The following is a 15,413-nucleotide window of genomic DNA, read 5'->3' on the forward strand; positions in this document are numbered from 1 at the left end:
TCGCTCAGCCTTTCCACGTCCAGTTGCGGATTTCTTCCTTATCGATGCCTTCGGAATGCGCATAAGCCAGATGTTCGATGATCTGGCCACGCAACCATTCCTTCGCATGATCGCCGACACCGCGCAGCTTCGGCACGCGGTCGATCACGTCGATCGCCAGCGAAAAGCGGTCGACCTGGTTGATGATCGCCAGTTCGAGCGGCGTGTTGATGTTGCCCTTCTCGTGATAGCCGTGCACATGCAGGTTGTCGTGATTCGTGCGGTTATAGGTCAGCTTGTGAACCAGCGACGCATACGAATGGAAGTTGAAAATCACCGGCTTGGTCGCGGTGAACAGCGAATCGAAATCGCGGTTGGACAAACCGTGCGGATGCGCATGCTCGGGCATCAGGCGGAACAGATCGACCACGTTGACAAAGCGGATCTTCAGGTCGGCGAACTGCTCCTTCAGAATCTGCACGGCGGCGAGCGCCTCCATGGTCGCGATGTCGCCCGCGCAGGCCATCACCACATCCGGCTCGACGCCCTGATCCGTCGACGCCCAGTCCCAGATGCCGATGCCCTTGGTGCAATGCGTGACCGCCGAGTCCATGTCGAGATACTGCAGGTGCGGCTGCTTGTCGGCGACGATCACGTTGACGTAGTCGCGCGAACGCAGGCAATGATCGGCGACGCTCAACAGGCAGTTCGCGTCCGGCGGCAGATAAATACGCACCACGTCCGGGCTTTTATTCGTGACGACATCCAGAAAGCCGGGGTCCTGGTGCGTGAAGCCGTTGTGATCCTGACGCCACACGAGCGACGTGATCAGCAGATTGATCGACGGCACCGGCTGCCGCCAGCCGAGATCGCGCTTGGCCTTCTCCAGCCACTTGGCGTGCTGGTTGAACATCGAATCGATCACGTGGACGAAGGCTTCATACGTGGCGAACAGACCGTGGCGGCCGGTCAGCACATAGCCTTCGAACCAGCCTTCGAGCGTGTGTTCGCTGAGCATTTCCATCACGCGGCCGTCTACCGCGAGGTCGCCGCCGTCCGCGTCGCCCGGTTCGGTTTGCGCGAGCCAGGTTTTTTCCGACGCTTCATAGATCGCGGTCAGCTTGTTGCTCGCGGTTTCGTCGGGGCCGAACACGCGGAAGTTCGTCATGTTGTTGCGCATCACGTCGCGCAGGAACTTGCCGAGCACCTCGGTCGGCGACGTGTACGAGCCGCCCGGCTTTTTGACCGCCACCGCGTAATCGCGAAACGGCGGCATGTCGAGCGTCTTGCAGAGCAAGCCGCCGTTTCGCATGCGGATTGGCGCTGATGCGGCGCGCGCCCACGGGCGCGAGTTCGCGCAGTTCTTTCACGAGGCGCCCTGCTTCGTCGAACAGCGTCTCAGGCTCGTAACCGCGCAGCCAGCTTTCCACCAGCTTCAGGCTCTTGCCGTTGGTCACCGGATCGAGCACGGGCACCTGATGCGCGCGCCACGAACCTTCCACCTTGTGCCCGTCGACTTCCTTCGGGCCAGTCCAGCCTTTGGGCGAACGCAGCACGATCATCGGCCAGCGCGGCCGCGACGCGTCGTTGCTTTCACGCGCACGCTGCTGGATCGCGCGGATTTCGCCGATGCACTGTTCGAGCGTCGCGGCCATCTGCTGATGCATGACGGCGGGATCGTCGCCTTCGACGAAATACGGTTTGTGGCCGTAGCCGGTCAGCAAAGCTTCGAGCTCCTCGCGGGGAATGCGCGCGAGAATGGTCGGATTGGCGATCTTGTAGCCGTTCAGATGCAGCACCGGCAACACCGCGCCGTCGCGGATCGGATTGAGGAATTTGTTCGAGTGCCAGGAGGTGGCGAGCGGGCCGGTTTCCGCTTCGCCATCGCCGATCATCACGGCGACGATCAGATCGGGATTGTCGAACGCGGCGCCGTAGCCGTGCGAGAGGCTATAGCCGAGCTCGCCGCCTTCGTGAATCGAGCCGGGCGTCTCGGGTGTGCAATGCGAGCCGATGCCGCCGGGAAATGAAAACTGCCGGAAAAAACGCTGCATGCCGGCTTCGTCTTCGCTGCGGTCGGGGTAGATTTCCGAGTAGTGCCCTTCCAGATAGCAATGAGCCAGCGTGGCCGGCGCGCCATGACCGGGACCGGCCACGTAGATCATGTCCAGATCGAGCTTTTTGATGAGCCGGTTCAGATGCACGAGCAGGAAACTCTGTCCCGGGTCCGAACCCCAGTGGCCCAGCAGGCGGTTCTTGATGTGTTCGGGCTTCAGCGGTTCGCGCAGCAGCGGATTGTCGCGCAAATAGATCATGCCGGCCGACAGGTAGTTGCAGGCTCGCCAGTAGCGGTCCATGTTGCGCAACGTGTCGGCGTCCAATGTTTGCGGCGGCGTGGGATGAGAGGTTGCTTCAGCCATGGTGTCACTCCTTGGAAAGGACTGTCAGGCAGGTTGGCGGATGCGGCAACGGTGATTCGTGAGGCGGCCGGCGCGAAAGAAACCAGTGGTACCGGCCATGCTGTCATGCGGATGACACAACGAAAGCGTAAGGGCAAAGGCCCGTGGCAGCGGGCCTTTGCGCCCTTGTCTGGTGATCGTCAGTGTGACAGGAAGCGGGCCGCATGGTTCGACGCAATCGTCCAAAGCTTGATCCATCTGCGACTGCGCGACCGTGATGACATTCCGCCTCATGACGCATGCGTTAGACTTTAAGCGCGTATTAAGCGAATGCCTTTAAGCTGCTCATGCTTCATGCGCGACGGCGGACCGCATCTGGCGCGTACCACCTTGCTCGCCCCTTACCAAACATTCCATCATGCCGACACCCAGTCGCCTCAAAGCGCCGTTGATCCTTGTTCTGACATTGGTGTTCCTGTTCGCGGGTGTGGCCATTCTGGTCGGCGTGTTCGGCTTGCTGGTCAAGCTGTTCGGCCACGCCTGAGTGCCGCTGCGCGGGCGTCGCCGGCGCAAAATGTGTATCCTGAGCAATCTTCCCGGCGCCTTCACGTGTGGTCTCCCGCCTTCCCGAGACCTGGGGCGCCCAGCCTGATTGCAAGGAGATTCCATTGACGGACCACGCTGATACTTCCCCGCCCTCCGGCCAGCCGATCGACCCGGAGTTGCTCGAACTGGCGCACCAGGTTTTCGACCTCGCGCGGAGCGGCGATGCCGCCATGCTCGCGGCGGTGATCGAAAAAGGCGTGCCGCCGAATCTGCGCAACGACAAAGGTGACAGCCTCGTCATGCTCGCCAGCTACCACGGTCACGCGAACGCCGTGCGCACGCTGCTCGAACACGGCGCCGATCCCAATCTGCGTAACGACAACGGACAGACGCCAATTGCAGGCGCGGCGTTCAAAGGCTTCGACACCGTGATCGAAACCTTGCTCGCGCATGGTGCGGATGTCGAAGGGGCGTCGCCGGACGGACGCACCGCGTTGATGATTGCGGCGATGTTCAATCGCACGGCGATCATGGAATTGCTGATAGCGCATGGCGCGGACCCGAAGGCCCGCGATGCGAACGGCGTGACGGCACTGGATGCGGCGGCCCGCATGGGCGCCGGCGATGCGCAAGCGCGCCTGAAGGAACTCGGTTCATAAAGCGAACCGGTATTGGCCCGCGGCGCTGTTGCTCTCCATGTGCATGACATATTCATGGAGACGCGCCAGCGCCGCGAACCCTCTAGCGTTTCTCAGCCAACAACGACTCCACGTCGATCTCCGCCAACTCGCCGATCCGCTCCACCGTCACATCCGCCGGCGGATTGCTGGAGATCTCTTTCGGATCGAATGCATAGTGCCCCTGGCGGGGAAACACCGTCGTCAGTTTCGCGCCCCATGCCTTTTTCATGGCTGTGAGAATGCGCAGCTTGTCGTCGACCATGACATAGTGGCGCGCGGGATAGCACTCCATCACCTGATCGAGCATCAACTCTTTGTGGATGTAGATCAGCACGCGCCCTTCGACCTCGTCCCATAGCCCAGAGCGGGAGATCTTGCGCGGTTGGAACACCACGTCGCCGTCGGAGAGAATCACCGTGGGACCGCGCTCGCCCACATGCCGGAGCGCATCCAGCGCGCCCGGATACAGGCGGTTCGCAAACGGATAGTCGATCAGGAACGACGACATCAACAACAGCCGCGTGTCCCGCGGGTGCTCCGAGCGATAGCGCTGCAGCGCGCCCAGGTAGTCGGCATAGCCTAGCTCGGTGCGCAGGTTCTCGAAGATTTCCCAGTACCGCGCGCTGTTCTCCGCGCCGAACTCGCGCATCATGTGCGCGCGCAGATCCGAGAGCACATGGTCGTTGTCCAGCAAGGTGTTGTCGCAGTCGAACAGAAACACGACGTCGTGCGGCGTGGAGGTGGTGGCTTGCATCGCGGCTCCCTGGAATCAGCTTTTCGGCTTATCGGACGGCGTGGCCGATTTCTCGGCGTGGCCACCGAAATCCTTCCGCATGGCCGAGAGCACCCGGTTCGCGAAATCCGCCTCGCCGCGCGAACTGAAACGCGCGAACAGCGCCGCGCTCAGCACCGGAGTAGGCACGCCTTCGTCGATGGCGGCCGCCACGGTCCAGCGCCCCTCGCCTGAATCGGATACGCGTCCTGCGTAGTTTTTCAGCTCGACATCGCTAACGAGCGACCCGGCGATCAGATCGAGCAGCCATGAACTGATCACGCTGCCGCGCCGCCAGACTTCGGTGACGTCGGCGAGATTCAGATCGTACTGGTACAGCTCGGGTCGGCGCAGCGGCGAGGTTTCGGCGTCAGCCTCGCGCGCCTGCTTGCCGGCGTCGGCGTGATGCAGAATGTTCAGACCCTCGGCGTACGCGGCCATCATGCCGTACTCGATGCCGTTGTGGACCATCTTGACGAAGTGCCCCGCGCCCTGCGGCCCGCAATGCAGGAAGCCTTGATCCGCGGTGCTCGAGCCGGCGACACGGCCCGGCGTGGCCGGCTCTGAGCCGGCACCCGGCGCGAGCGTCGCGAAAATCGGTTCGAGCCGCTTCACGATCTCCGGTTCGCCGCCGATCATCAGACAGTAGCCGCGCTCGCGGCCCGCCACGCCGCCGCTGGTGCCGACGTCCACATAGTGAAGCTTGCGCTCGGCCAGTTCGGCGCTGCGGCGGATGTCGTCGTGGTAATAGGAGTTGCCGCCGTCGATCACGATGTCGCCCGGCTCCAGCAACGGCACGAGTTTCTCCAGCGTCATGTCGACCACGGCGGCGGGCACCATCAGCCACACGGCGCGCGGCTTCTCGAGTTGCGCGACGAGGTCTTCCAGCGACGCCGCGCCCGCTACGCCGTCCTGTTTCAGCCTCTCCACCGCCGCCGGTTGCACGTCGAAGGCGATACAGTGCTGACCGCCGTTCGTCAGGCGCCGCACCATGTCGGCGCCCATGCGCCCCAATCCAATCATGCCTAGCTGCATATCTCGCTCCGGAAAGTGCCTCGTTGCGCTGCTGGATTTGCTTCGATGTTTTGCTTCGTTCTACCGCGGCTATGTTGCGTTTTCGCTGAGCGCTTCAGTGGCGGCGTCAGGAATCGCACCTGGCTACACTCACTGTAGTGGTGTTTCTTCGCGTGCGCCGGACACACGGTAGCGGCCCTGATTCGCTCTTGCAGCGAAGCGGGCATCGCCCATGCATCGAAAGACGATACGCCTTTTTGCAGAGGTTTTGCGCGGCGTAAAGTTCCTGGGCAGCGTGCGCTTGCGTCAGGGTTGCGCGGCATGACGCCCGCGCAGGCTTCGATTCGGCTGACCGCTTTCTTGCAGTTCGTGTTTTGCGCTTGAAGCCGGCGCGTCTAGCGTTGTCGCTGTCGTGCCTGGAGTTTGCCGTATTGCGAACGCGCAAAACGCTTCACGGCGTTCCACATCAACGGATAGCGATAGCCCGGCACGGCGAACAGCACCAGCGCGCACAGCGCCAGCAGGCCGCAGAACAGAAACGTGCCGCGATAGCTGAACGCCTGCACCAGCAAGCCCGACAACACGCCCGAGAGAATTGAGCCGACGCGCGCCGCATTGAAAAACAACGCGGTGGCGCGGCCCGGCGACTGTGGCATCAGATCCTGCACATAGGTCATGCCGAGGCACGAGGTCACGGCGACCACGAATGCGTTGAGCATCTGCATCGGGATCAGCACGTGGACATTCCCCGCCAGCGACATGCCGACGAAATACACCGCGTGCACCGCGGCGCAGGCGGCCAGCCAGTTCGGCTTGTGCAGCGCCGACGACTTCGCGCCGAGCGCGAGCATCATCGGAATCTCCATCAAGGCGCCGAGGCCGAGCATGACCGACACGTCCAGATGCGTGCCGTTCAGCCCATGCACGATGTAGAGCGGCAGCACGATCATGGTCGCGTTCGCGGCGAGGCCGAGCAAGGTGAGCGCGGCGACCGCGCGGCCGATGTCGTTGGCCGAGGCGACGCCCGGCAAGTCCTCGTGCGCATCTTCGCCGGGCGTGGTCAGGGGCGGCACGGTGATCGAAGCCGACGGCTCCGACGCCGTGTCTTCCACCGTGTGATCGCCCAGATGGCCCTGCGGCTCCCGCATGCGCCATACGATCGTCGCGCAGGCGCCGAAACTGGCGGCGGCGAACAGGAAGAGCCCGTAAAAGCTGCTGGCGGCGAGCACCAGCGCGCCCACCGACGGCCCAAACACCCAAGCCGCCGACAGAATGGTCCGCAAGGTCGCGCTGGCGAACACGCGCTCCGCCGGGTCCGCTACCGGCAAGGCCGCGCGGCTGAACGAGAACACCATCGAAATGGCCGAGCCGCCCGCGCCGATGAAGACGATCCCGACCACCAGCAGCAGCCGGTAGTCACGCACGACGCATAAGCACAGATAGCCGAGCGCCGCCGCGATCAGCGCGGCCAGCAGCAAGGGCCGGTGCCGCCCGCTCGCGTCGCTCCAGCGGCCCGCGAAGGTGCTGGCGAGCACCCCGCTCGCCGCGATCAGCGTCATGAAGACGCCGAGCCTGAACGGCGTCATGCCGGCGCGCTCGACGCCGAACAGGGAGAGATAGGGAGCGGTGAACGACATCGCCACACCGAGCATGAGCGTCGCGGCGGCGAGCGGCTTGAAGCCGGGAATGCGCAGCAGGTCGAAAAAACGTGAGGTTTTTAACACGAGGGGCGGTGGGTCAGGGAAAGCGAGCCTGCGACGCGCTATGCACGCCGCACACTTCGTGGCCGGAACGACCGGGGCATTATCGGCTTAGCTCGCGGGCGCGTAAACCCGCGCCACCGCATCCCAAAATTGCAGACCGCACCGTTGCCGCGGCACCGACGGCGTGGAGCACGCTACTTGCCGTCCGCCGCGCGCATCTGCTGCGCTTGCGCCTTGTAGTCGTAGGTCGGATAAAACTCGGTGCGATAGCCGCCCCACGCGGTGGTTTCGATCGCCCGGTTCACCTCGCGCAGGCGGCTCGCCGGCACGCGCAGCGTGACCACCTGGCCGATGCCCATCATCACGTACCACGACACCACTTCGATGCCGGGCGGCGGAAAGGTCTTGAAGAATCCTTGTGCGCGCAACTGGTCGTTGATCTTCGGCAACGGCTTGGACTCGTCGTGCCGCAGGAAGATGGTGAGCAGAAAGGTGTCGTCGGGCGCGGATGCGGCGGCCGTTGGCGGTGCCGTGGCGCTCGAAGCACCGGAGGCGCCAGCCATGCCCGCGCCCGGCGCGGCGCTCGGCTCGGCGCCATGCGCAAGCGGCGCGACGCCGAGCGACACGGCCAGCGCGGCGCCGGCCAGGTTGCGGCGCAGCAGGTTGAACAACACGGCGGAACGGCGTGAAGCAACTGCATTTGGCATGGGATGCCTCCATGACGCGTTGGGAATCGGTTCGACGGCGCGCGCTTCGTTGTTTTTGTTTCGCTTCGGTGCATGCACGTGCGGCGTGAGGGTAGCAATATCCGCTCCCGCGCTGCAACTCCCGACCGCGCCTTGCAGCGCGCGTTACTGCACGACGTAACCGCGTTTTTCGAGCGTCCAGCGGTGCCACTGATTGCCATACATACCGCAAGCGATACCGAACAGCACCGACAGCACGAGTCCGATCAGGTCGGCGGTTTCGCCCCATAGACCCGAGCAGAAGAGCAGCAAGTTGATCGCCAGCATGACGAAAGCAGCAAACCACATCTTCTTCGACAAGGCCCAGACGAAGCCCAGCAGACACGCACCCCAACTGAAACCGGTAGCCACCGCGACGGTTTCTTCCTTGCCGGGGTAGCGCAGATAAATCCTTTCGCCCATTTCTTTCCCTTCCTGCCTTCGATGATTCGCCGCCTGCCGGCAGCACCGGACGAATGTTTAACACGCCATGGCGGCAAGAATATGAGTTCGCGTGAAATTTACGCCGCCGCGCGCCGGGCCGCGCATCGGCGGAAGCCAGGCTCACTGACGATCCCGGGGATAGCTGCTACTCTTGGCAACTCCAGCCGCAGGGGCGCCACGGCGGCCCAAGCCCCTGCCTGCACAGGTTAAACCGCTCCGGAGCAAGCATGGCAACCCAGACAGCCTATTCTTCCAAAGCCCCCTCGCGAGCCCAACTCGACGCCCTGGCGGGCGCCACCCTCGTCGAATTCGGCACGGACTGGTGCGGCTACTGCCAGGGCGCGCAGGCGTCGATTGCGCAAGCCCTCGAACCGCACGACGGCCTCAGGCATCTGAAGATCGAAGACGGCCCGGGCCGGCCGCTCGGCCGCTCGTTCAAGGTCAAGCTCTGGCCCACGCTGATCCTGATGCGCGACGGCACGGAAGTCGCGCGGGTGGTCCGTCCGGCCAACGCCGCGGAAATCGCGGACGTGCTGACGTCGCTCTGAGGTCTAGCGGCGCACGCTGCGCCTCACGCGCCGCGCCATCTCCACCCGCCACTATCATGCGACAAGCCATCCACCACCTGAGCGTAAAGGCCCGCAGCCGCGGCCTCGTCGAATTCACTGACGAAGCGCGCCGCTTCGTCGCCGCGCAGGGCATCGACACAGGGCTGCTGACGCTGTTTTGCCGCCATACGTCGGCTTCATTGCTGATTCAGGAAAACGCCGACCCTTCGGTACAGCGCGACCTGGAGCGCTACTTCGCGAGCCTCGCGCCCGAAGACGCCGAGCGTTACGAACACGACGCCGAAGGCCCGGACGACATGCCGGCCCATTTGCGCACCGCGCTCACGCAAGTGCAATTATCGGTGCCGGTCGAACATGGGCGGATGGTGCTCGGCACCTGGCAAGGGTTGTATCTGTTCGAACATCGCCGTCACACGCAGCATCGGGACATCGTGCTGCATCTGATCGGCGAATGACGGCGCGCTCCATTGCACTCGAAAGTTCGATAGAGAACCAAACGGACCGCTCACCGCCTCAAAGCGGCGCCCCGCCGAACGCCTGGCGCTGCGCGAGCGACACGAAGGCCTGCGCGTCGCGCGCCGCCTGCACCACCGCTGCCATGCCGAAGAACTCGTGCGTCGCGCCCCGATAGTTGCGATGCTCGACGGGCACGCCCGCGCTGTGCAGTTTCTGCGCGAGCTTCTCACCGTCCGAGCGCAGCGGATCGATGCCCGCGGTCACTATCACAGCCGGCGGCAAGCGTGACAGATCCGCGCTCACCACGTCGATCAACGGACTGGTGAGATCGCTCTCGCTGTTGATCACGTTATGTATGAACCACAGCATCATGGGCTTGTTCAAGGGCTTGGCATTGCGATTCTCTTCATAAGAGATCGACACGATGTTGTTGCTCGCCACCGGATAGATGAGCGTCTGATGCATCGGCATGCGGATGCCCGTGTTGCGCGCGCGGATCGATACGTTGATCGCCAGATTGGCGCCGGCGCTCTCGCCCATGATCGCGATCTTGTCCGGGTCGCCGCCGACGCTCATTGCATTCCCGATCAGCCAGCCCCATGCGGCGAACGCGTCGTCGTGAGCGGCCGGCAGCCGGTGCTCCGGCGCCTGCCGGTAGTGCGTGGACACCACGATCGCCCGGCTCTGGGCGGCCATGGAGCGCGGCGTGGCATCGTAGGTATCGAGGTCGGCGATCACCCAGCCGCCGCCGTGAAAATACAGAATCAGCGGGAATGGTCCCTCGCCTTGCGGCGTGTAGACCCGCGCGGGATTGCTGCCGGCCGCGCCTGGAATCATGATGTCTTGCGTGCGCACCGCCTCCAGTTCCAGCGCAGGCCGCGCGCTGAACGCGGGGTTCTGCATCAGTTTTTTGACGGCGTCGGCGGGCGTGGGCTGGTGCCTCGCCTCCTCGACCGTGCAATCTTCGATGGGCTTCGGGTCCAGACTCTTGAGCGCGTCGAGTACCGCCTTCATGTCGGCATCGGCATGTCCCGTTGGATCCATGCCGACCATGCCTTTGATCGTATCGCCGAGTGTCATGTCCATGCTCCTGCAGAAAATGAAGGGCACGGACTCATCGGAGGCTTTCAGGACCGGCGCTCGACAACCGTGCATGCTGTCAATTTCAGCAAGCGCTATACCCGTCGACGGCAAGTCGCGCGGGCTGTTCAAAGCCCGCGCCAAGACGAAAATCAGATCGAACCCTCAACGGTTCGGAGTGGTTGCGCGCGCAATCTTATCGAGCAGCGCCTGCAGCGAAACCGGCTTGCCGAGATGCGCGTCATAGCCCGCGCGAATCGCACGCGTGGCATCCTGCGGGCGGCCAAAGCCGGTGAGCGCGAGCGCGGGCACCGACGCCGTGGCCGGCAGTTTGCGCAACGCCGCGATCAGCTCATAGCCGTCCATGCCCGGCATGCCGATATCCGACAGGATCAGGTCGAACTGTTGATGCGCGGCAACCTCCAGCGCGGCCGCGCCATTGGTTTGCGGCCACACTTGCGCGCCCTCCATTTCGAGCAGGCTCTGGAACGCCTGCAGGCTTTCGACCGCGTCGTCGACCAGCAGAATCCGCATGCCCTTGAGCAGACTGACGTCGCCCTGGCTTTCGCGGGGTTCGGCTTGCACTGCGGCGCTATCGGCGGGCAGCCAGACGCGAAAACGCGCACCCTTGCCCGCACCCGCGGACTCCGCCTGCACATGCCCGCCATGCATTTCGGCAAGTTGCTTGACGAGCGCGAGCCCGATGCCCAGACCGCCGCTATGCCGCCGGTGCGCGCCTTCGGCTTGGCTGAACATATCGAACACGTGCGGCAGGAAGGCCGGTTCGATGCCGCGCCCGGTGTCGCGCACCTCGACACACGCGAAGCCGTCCTCATGCGCGAGCCTGATCGTCACGCTTCCGCCCTGCGGCGTGAATTTCACCGCATTGCTGACGAGGTTCCACAGAATCTGCTCGAAGCGCACGGCGTCGGCGTCGATAAGAAACGGTTCGGCCGCACCCTCCACGCTCACCTCGACCTGATGCGACAGCGCATCGGCTTCGATCGCGCTCGCCACCGACGCCGTGATCGCCGCGATATCCACCCGCGAGCGCTCCAGCGCCAGTTTGCCGGTGCGCACGCGCGACAGGTCGAGCAGGTCGTCGATGATCTTCGCAAGGCTGATCACCGAACGGCGGATCGCATCGGCCGCATCGCGCACTACCGGCAGGCCTTGGGTGGACGGCGCGCGGTCCAGCATGTCCGCTTTTACATGAATCAGGTTCAGCGGGTTCTTCAATTCGTGCGAGAGCACCGCGAGGAATTCGTCCTTCAGACGGCTGGCCGCTTCCATTTTCTGCCGCACCGAGCGCTCCAACGAAATCTTGCGCTGCTCGAGCGCCTCGGTGCCTTTGCGCTGCGTCAGATCGCGCACGATCTTCGCGAAACCGCTGAAGGTGTCCGACGCCATCGGCGTGATCACGCCGCTGCAATAGAGCCGTGTACCGTTTCTGTGGATGTACCAGCGTTCGTCCTCGCAACGGCCGTCGGTCTGCGCGCGCCGCCGTTCGTTCGCGGGTTCGCCGGCTTCGCGATCTTCCGGCAGATAGACGCGGTCGAGCGTCTGCCCCGCCATCTCGCTCTCGCTGTAACCGAAGATGCGTTCCGCGCCCTTGTTCCACGTCACCACGCGGCCATCCATGTCCTGCACGATGATCGCGAAGTCGTTGGTGCTTTGCGCGGCGAGGTGCAGGCGCTCCTCGCCGACGCGCACGAGCTGCTCCGCGCGCCGCAACGCTGTGATATCGACGATGGTCAACACCGCGCCGTCGATGTGATCGTCCGTGGTGCGATAGGGCGAGAGGCGCGTGAGGAAATAGCCCCCGTCGGTGCCGCGAATCTCGCGCTCGATCAGTTGCAGCGACTCGAACACAGTGAGCGTGTCGTCGTTCAGTTGCGGATAGTGGAGCCGGTGCGTGATGTCGTGCAGCGGGCGGCCGAGGTCGGACGGAATCACGTTGAACAGATCCGTTGCAGCCGGCGTATACCGCTTGATCCGCATCTCGCGATCGACGAACAGCGTGGCGATGCCGGTCGAGGCGATCACGTTCTGCAAGTCGTCCTTGGCCTTGCCGGTCTCCTCGATCTTGGTCTGCAATTCCGCGTTGACGGTGAACAACTCCTCGTTCAGCGACTGTAGTTCTTCCTTGCTGGTCTCGAGTTCTTCGGTAGCCGCGCGCAACTCTTCATTGATCGCCTGCAATTCCTCGTTCGACGCTTTCAGCTCTTCCGTCGACGCCTCCGACTGCTCGACCGTGGAGCGCAACTCCTGTTTCGTGCGATGCAGTTCATCCTCGAGATGCACCAGCAGCGAATCCTGCGCCGCCGGACCGGCGGGCTGCTTCGACGGTTGCGCGGCGGCGTCGGCCGCAACTTCCTCGAACAGCACCAGCGCGAATTCCGGTGAATCTTCCGTGCGCCGATAAGGGCGCACGACGATCCGCACCTGCGTGCCGGGCGTGAAATCGATCGGCGGAGTGGCCGCTTCGCGGTTGCCGCGCAAGGCCTGAAACAAGGTCGCACGCAGTTGCAGACGCAAATCCGGGTGGACCAGCATGATCAGGTTGTACGACGGCTCGCCCCGCACGAAGCGCAGAAACTGGCCCGCGTGCTCGGACATATGCAGGATGTTCGCGTCCGTATCGACCACCACGCTCGGCGGTGCGTACGACTCCAGGATCCGGTGATGCAAGGCCGAAAACGGCAGCGACTGCGGTAGCGGCGCCGCGGGCCCGATGTTGGCGATGCTGGCCGCGCCGCCTTGTGCAACGACCGGCATGCTGATCGGCGGGCGAACCGTGCTGGCCACGACGTTGGCGCGATAGATCCGGTTTTTCTTGTCGACCGCCGTGAACAGATCGCCGGCGGCCTCGGCGGATTCCGAACTGCCGAGCAGCAGATAGCCGCCGGGCTGCAGGGAGAAGTGAAACATCTGCAGCACCTGGGTTTGTACGCTGCGGTCCAGATAGATCAACAGATTGCGGCACGACACCAGGTCGACGCGGGAAAACGGCGGATCGCGCAGCACGTTATGCACGGCGAACAGCACCTTTTCGCGGATCGCCTTGGTGACGCGAAAGTGTGCGTGCTCGGCCGTGAAGAACTGGCGCAGCCGTTGGGTGGGCACGTCCGCGGTGATCGATTCGGGATACAGCCCCGCGCGCGCGAATGAAATCGCGCGTTCGTCGATGTCGGTCGCGAACAGCTGCGCCTGAATGCCTTCATGCCGCTCCGGATGATCGGCGAGCAGCATGGCCAGCGAATACGCTTCTTCGCCGGTCGCGCAGCCGGCGACCCAGGCGCGCACCGGATCGTCCGCGGACTTCTTCTGGAACAGCTTCGGCACGATCTCGCGCTCGACGACTTCGAAGGTCTCCCGGTCGCGGAAGAAATTGGTCACCCCGATCAGCATGTCCTTGAGCAGCGCCGGCGTCTCGTCGGGATGCGTGAGAACGTAGTCCTGGTAGGCTTGCAGATCGGGAATGCCGTTGACCTGCAAACGGCGTTCGATACGCCGCAAAATCGTGGCGCGCTTGTAGTGCTGGAAATCGTGGCCGGTGCGTGCGCGCAAGGTGGCGAGCACGCCGAGCAAGGCCCGTTCGGCGATTGAAGCCGCATCGGGCTCCTTGACGGCGAGCGTTTCCGGTTCGTCGTCCGCGGACGGCAGGCGGATGGCGCGCGCGTTTTCGGCCAGCTCGCGGAGTTTGCGCGGCATGTCGGCCGCCGGCAACGTGAGGTCGACCATGCCGGTGGCCATCGCGTTCTGCGGCATTTCCGGGTACTCGGCGTCGGCCGGGTCCTGCGCGATCGTCACGCCGCCCTGTTCCTTGATTCGCCCGATGCCGGTCGCGCCGTCCGCGCCCGTGCCCGAGAGCACGATGGCGATCGCCCGCTCGCGGTGCGCGTCGGCGAGGCTACGAAAAAACAGGTCGATGGCGATCGGCCGGCCACGCGGACGATCGGCTTCAACGGGCGTGAGATGGCCGTGGTCCAGCGAGAGATCGTGTGACGGCGAAATCACATAGACGTGGTTCTTTTCCACCTGGACCGGCCGCTGAACCTGACGCACCGGCATGCGGGTGGCGTGCTGCAACACCTGGTCGGCGCTGCTTGCATGGTCGGGCGACAGGTGCAGCACCACCACGAACGCCATGCCGATATCGGCCGGCGCGTTCTCGAAGAAACGCAGCAGCGCCTGCACGCCACCCGCGGATGCGCCAATGCCGACTACCGGAAAGTCCAGCGAGCCTGAAGCGGCCGCCCTGCTCCCCGCGGTATCGGAGTTCGTCTGTGTGCCTGATTGCGTGCTCGTTTGCGCAACGCTCTGCGTGTTCGTTTGAGACGCTCCTGCTTCACTGCCAGCCATACTCATCCTTGTGCGCTGCGCTGCGTCTCAGCCGACCTCGTCTCTTCCTGGCACGGGCCTGTGCTGTATCAACTCATATTGTCGCGTGTGTTGCACCGCATTGCAAAGCCAGCCCGGCTTCGCGCCCGTGCGAAGCGCGCCTGCCGAGGCTGGGTGCGGGAGTTTCGTGTCATCGGTTGGGATCGGAGGCGCCCGCAGCAGCAAGCGCTCCGGAATCCTCGTTCAGCTTTGCCCACTGTGCTTCTCTACGTTACTGCCCCTTCGTATCGCTGCTCGCGTCCGCGCCCGGCATATTGGTCGAGTCGGTAGCAGGCTTCGCCTTCGACGACTTCATGTGATGTTTCTTGGTCGACTTCGAATGCGCCATCGCGCCCGATGCCTGCATGTCGCCACCCTCACGAGTCGCGCCGGCATTGGTGCCGCCACTTGGGTCATTGCCGGCCGGACCGCCACCCCCGCTGCCTTGCGCCATCGCAATTGAGGAAGCGGCGAGCAAGGCCGAGATGAGGACTGCGCTGCGAGTCTTGTTTCTGAGGTGCATGACTTTCTCCTGTGCGAAAAGAAGTGGGTTGCGCCGGCCGGTTCAGCCAAATACGCATACCTCGTCTTCCTCTCAGCAAGGGGTGTGCCGCGAGTCATGAAACACTTCGAACATGCAAGGCGTGCGCCGCGAATGGCGCG

General features: G+C 64.0%; 12 protein-coding genes and 1 pseudogene. 4 read left to right on the forward strand and 9 right to left on the reverse strand.

Features of this window, described 5'->3' with window-relative positions:
- Window positions 1-4 precede the first annotated feature (4 nt).
- A pseudogene (locus B0G74_RS23360) lies at window positions 5-2,399 on the reverse strand (phosphoketolase family protein).
- 397 nt (window positions 2,400-2,796) lie between these two features.
- Here B0G74_RS23360 and B0G74_RS47495 point away from each other — a divergent pair.
- The gene (locus B0G74_RS47495) at window positions 2,797-2,922 is read left to right on the forward strand and encodes a hypothetical protein (protein ID WP_279388615.1); all 126 of its coding nucleotides are present in this window, start codon (window positions 2,797-2,799) and stop codon (window positions 2,920-2,922) included.
- 124 nt (window positions 2,923-3,046) lie between these two features.
- A complete protein-coding gene (locus B0G74_RS23365) occupies window positions 3,047-3,583 on the forward strand; it encodes an ankyrin repeat domain-containing protein (RefSeq protein ID WP_132377244.1) in 537 nt (178 codons plus the stop codon).
- Between the two features lie 82 nt (window positions 3,584-3,665).
- Here the strand turns inward: B0G74_RS23365 and B0G74_RS23370 are convergent, their stop codons facing one another.
- From B0G74_RS23370 to B0G74_RS23390, 5 genes are all read right to left on the reverse strand, one after another.
- Window positions 3,666-4,358 (reverse strand): HAD family hydrolase, encoded by a 693-nt coding sequence (locus B0G74_RS23370; RefSeq protein ID WP_132377245.1) that lies wholly within the window; start codon window positions 4,356-4,358, stop codon window positions 3,666-3,668.
- Between the two features lie 15 nt (window positions 4,359-4,373).
- A complete protein-coding gene (gene gnd, locus B0G74_RS23375) occupies window positions 4,374-5,411 on the reverse strand; it encodes a phosphogluconate dehydrogenase (NAD(+)-dependent, decarboxylating) (RefSeq protein ID WP_132377246.1) in 1,038 nt (345 codons plus the stop codon).
- A 374-nt stretch (window positions 5,412-5,785) separates the two neighbouring features.
- Window positions 5,786-7,114, reverse strand: a complete 1,329-nt coding sequence (locus B0G74_RS23380) for a sugar efflux transporter (RefSeq protein WP_132377247.1) — start codon at window positions 7,112-7,114, stop codon at window positions 5,786-5,788.
- 173 nt (window positions 7,115-7,287) lie between these two features.
- On the reverse strand, window positions 7,288-7,800 hold the full coding sequence (locus B0G74_RS23385; protein WP_132377248.1) for a hypothetical protein: 513 nt from the start codon (window positions 7,798-7,800) through the stop codon (window positions 7,288-7,290).
- Window positions 7,801-7,944: 144 nt separating this feature from the next.
- Window positions 7,945-8,241 carry a DUF2628 domain-containing protein gene (locus B0G74_RS23390; RefSeq protein WP_132377249.1) on the reverse strand — a complete coding sequence of 99 codons (297 nt, stop codon included), beginning with the start codon at window positions 8,239-8,241 and terminating at the stop codon, window positions 7,945-7,947.
- A 248-nt stretch (window positions 8,242-8,489) separates the two neighbouring features.
- On the opposite strand from B0G74_RS23390, the gene B0G74_RS23395 reads away from it, so the two are divergent.
- Both B0G74_RS23395 and B0G74_RS23400 read left to right on the forward strand, forming a co-directional pair.
- Window positions 8,490-8,810, forward strand: a complete 321-nt coding sequence (locus tag B0G74_RS23395) for a thioredoxin family protein (protein ID WP_132377250.1) — start codon at window positions 8,490-8,492, stop codon at window positions 8,808-8,810.
- 56 nt (window positions 8,811-8,866) lie between these two features.
- On the forward strand, window positions 8,867-9,286 hold the full coding sequence (locus B0G74_RS23400; protein ID WP_132377251.1) for a secondary thiamine-phosphate synthase enzyme YjbQ: 420 nt from the start codon (window positions 8,867-8,869) through the stop codon (window positions 9,284-9,286).
- A 58-nt stretch (window positions 9,287-9,344) separates the two neighbouring features.
- Here B0G74_RS23400 and B0G74_RS23405 read toward each other — a convergent pair whose 3' ends face one another.
- The 3 genes from B0G74_RS23405 to B0G74_RS23415 all read right to left on the reverse strand — a co-directional run bounded on the left by B0G74_RS23405 (window position 9,345) and on the right by B0G74_RS23415 (window position 15,273).
- Window positions 9,345-10,367 (reverse strand): alpha/beta hydrolase, encoded by a 1,023-nt coding sequence (locus B0G74_RS23405; RefSeq protein WP_132377252.1) that lies wholly within the window; start codon window positions 10,365-10,367, stop codon window positions 9,345-9,347.
- A gap of 165 nt (window positions 10,368-10,532) precedes the next feature.
- Window positions 10,533-14,732, reverse strand: coding sequence for a CheR family methyltransferase (locus B0G74_RS23410; RefSeq protein WP_132377253.1), 4,200 nt, complete (start codon window positions 14,730-14,732; stop codon window positions 10,533-10,535).
- A gap of 250 nt (window positions 14,733-14,982) precedes the next feature.
- On the reverse strand, window positions 14,983-15,273 hold the full coding sequence (locus tag B0G74_RS23415; RefSeq protein ID WP_132377254.1) for a hypothetical protein: 291 nt from the start codon (window positions 15,271-15,273) through the stop codon (window positions 14,983-14,985).
- Window positions 15,274-15,413 lie beyond the last annotated feature (140 nt).

It is taken from the genome of Paraburkholderia sp. BL9I2N2, assembly GCF_004339745.1.
GTDB lineage: Bacteria > Pseudomonadota > Gammaproteobacteria > Burkholderiales > Burkholderiaceae > Paraburkholderia.

What these genes read in the sequence shown, in the direction of transcription:
- B0G74_RS23370 (WP_132377245.1), bottom strand. Translation starts at nt 4,358, where the DNA reads ATGCAAGCCACCACCTCCACGCCGCACGACGTCGTGTTTCTGTTCGAC.
- gnd (WP_132377246.1), bottom strand. Translation starts at nt 5,411, where the DNA reads ATGCAGCTAGGCATGATTGGATTGGGGCGCATGGGCGCCGACATGGTG.
- B0G74_RS23400 (WP_132377251.1), top strand. Translation starts at nt 8,867, where the DNA reads ATGCGACAAGCCATCCACCACCTGAGCGTAAAGGCCCGCAGCCGCGGC.
- B0G74_RS23410 (WP_132377253.1), bottom strand. Translation starts at nt 14,732, where the DNA reads ATGGCTGGCAGTGAAGCAGGAGCGTCTCAAACGAACACGCAGAGCGTT.
- B0G74_RS23385 (WP_132377248.1), bottom strand. Translation starts at nt 7,800, where the DNA reads ATGCCAAATGCAGTTGCTTCACGCCGTTCCGCCGTGTTGTTCAACCTG.
- B0G74_RS23395 (WP_132377250.1), top strand. Translation starts at nt 8,490, where the DNA reads ATGGCAACCCAGACAGCCTATTCTTCCAAAGCCCCCTCGCGAGCCCAA.
- B0G74_RS23390 (WP_132377249.1), bottom strand. Translation starts at nt 8,241, where the DNA reads ATGGGCGAAAGGATTTATCTGCGCTACCCCGGCAAGGAAGAAACCGTC.
- B0G74_RS47495 (WP_279388615.1), top strand. Translation starts at nt 2,797, where the DNA reads ATGCCGACACCCAGTCGCCTCAAAGCGCCGTTGATCCTTGTTCTGACA.
- B0G74_RS23415 (WP_132377254.1), bottom strand. Translation starts at nt 15,273, where the DNA reads ATGCACCTCAGAAACAAGACTCGCAGCGCAGTCCTCATCTCGGCCTTG.
- B0G74_RS23405 (WP_132377252.1), bottom strand. Translation starts at nt 10,367, where the DNA reads ATGACACTCGGCGATACGATCAAAGGCATGGTCGGCATGGATCCAACG.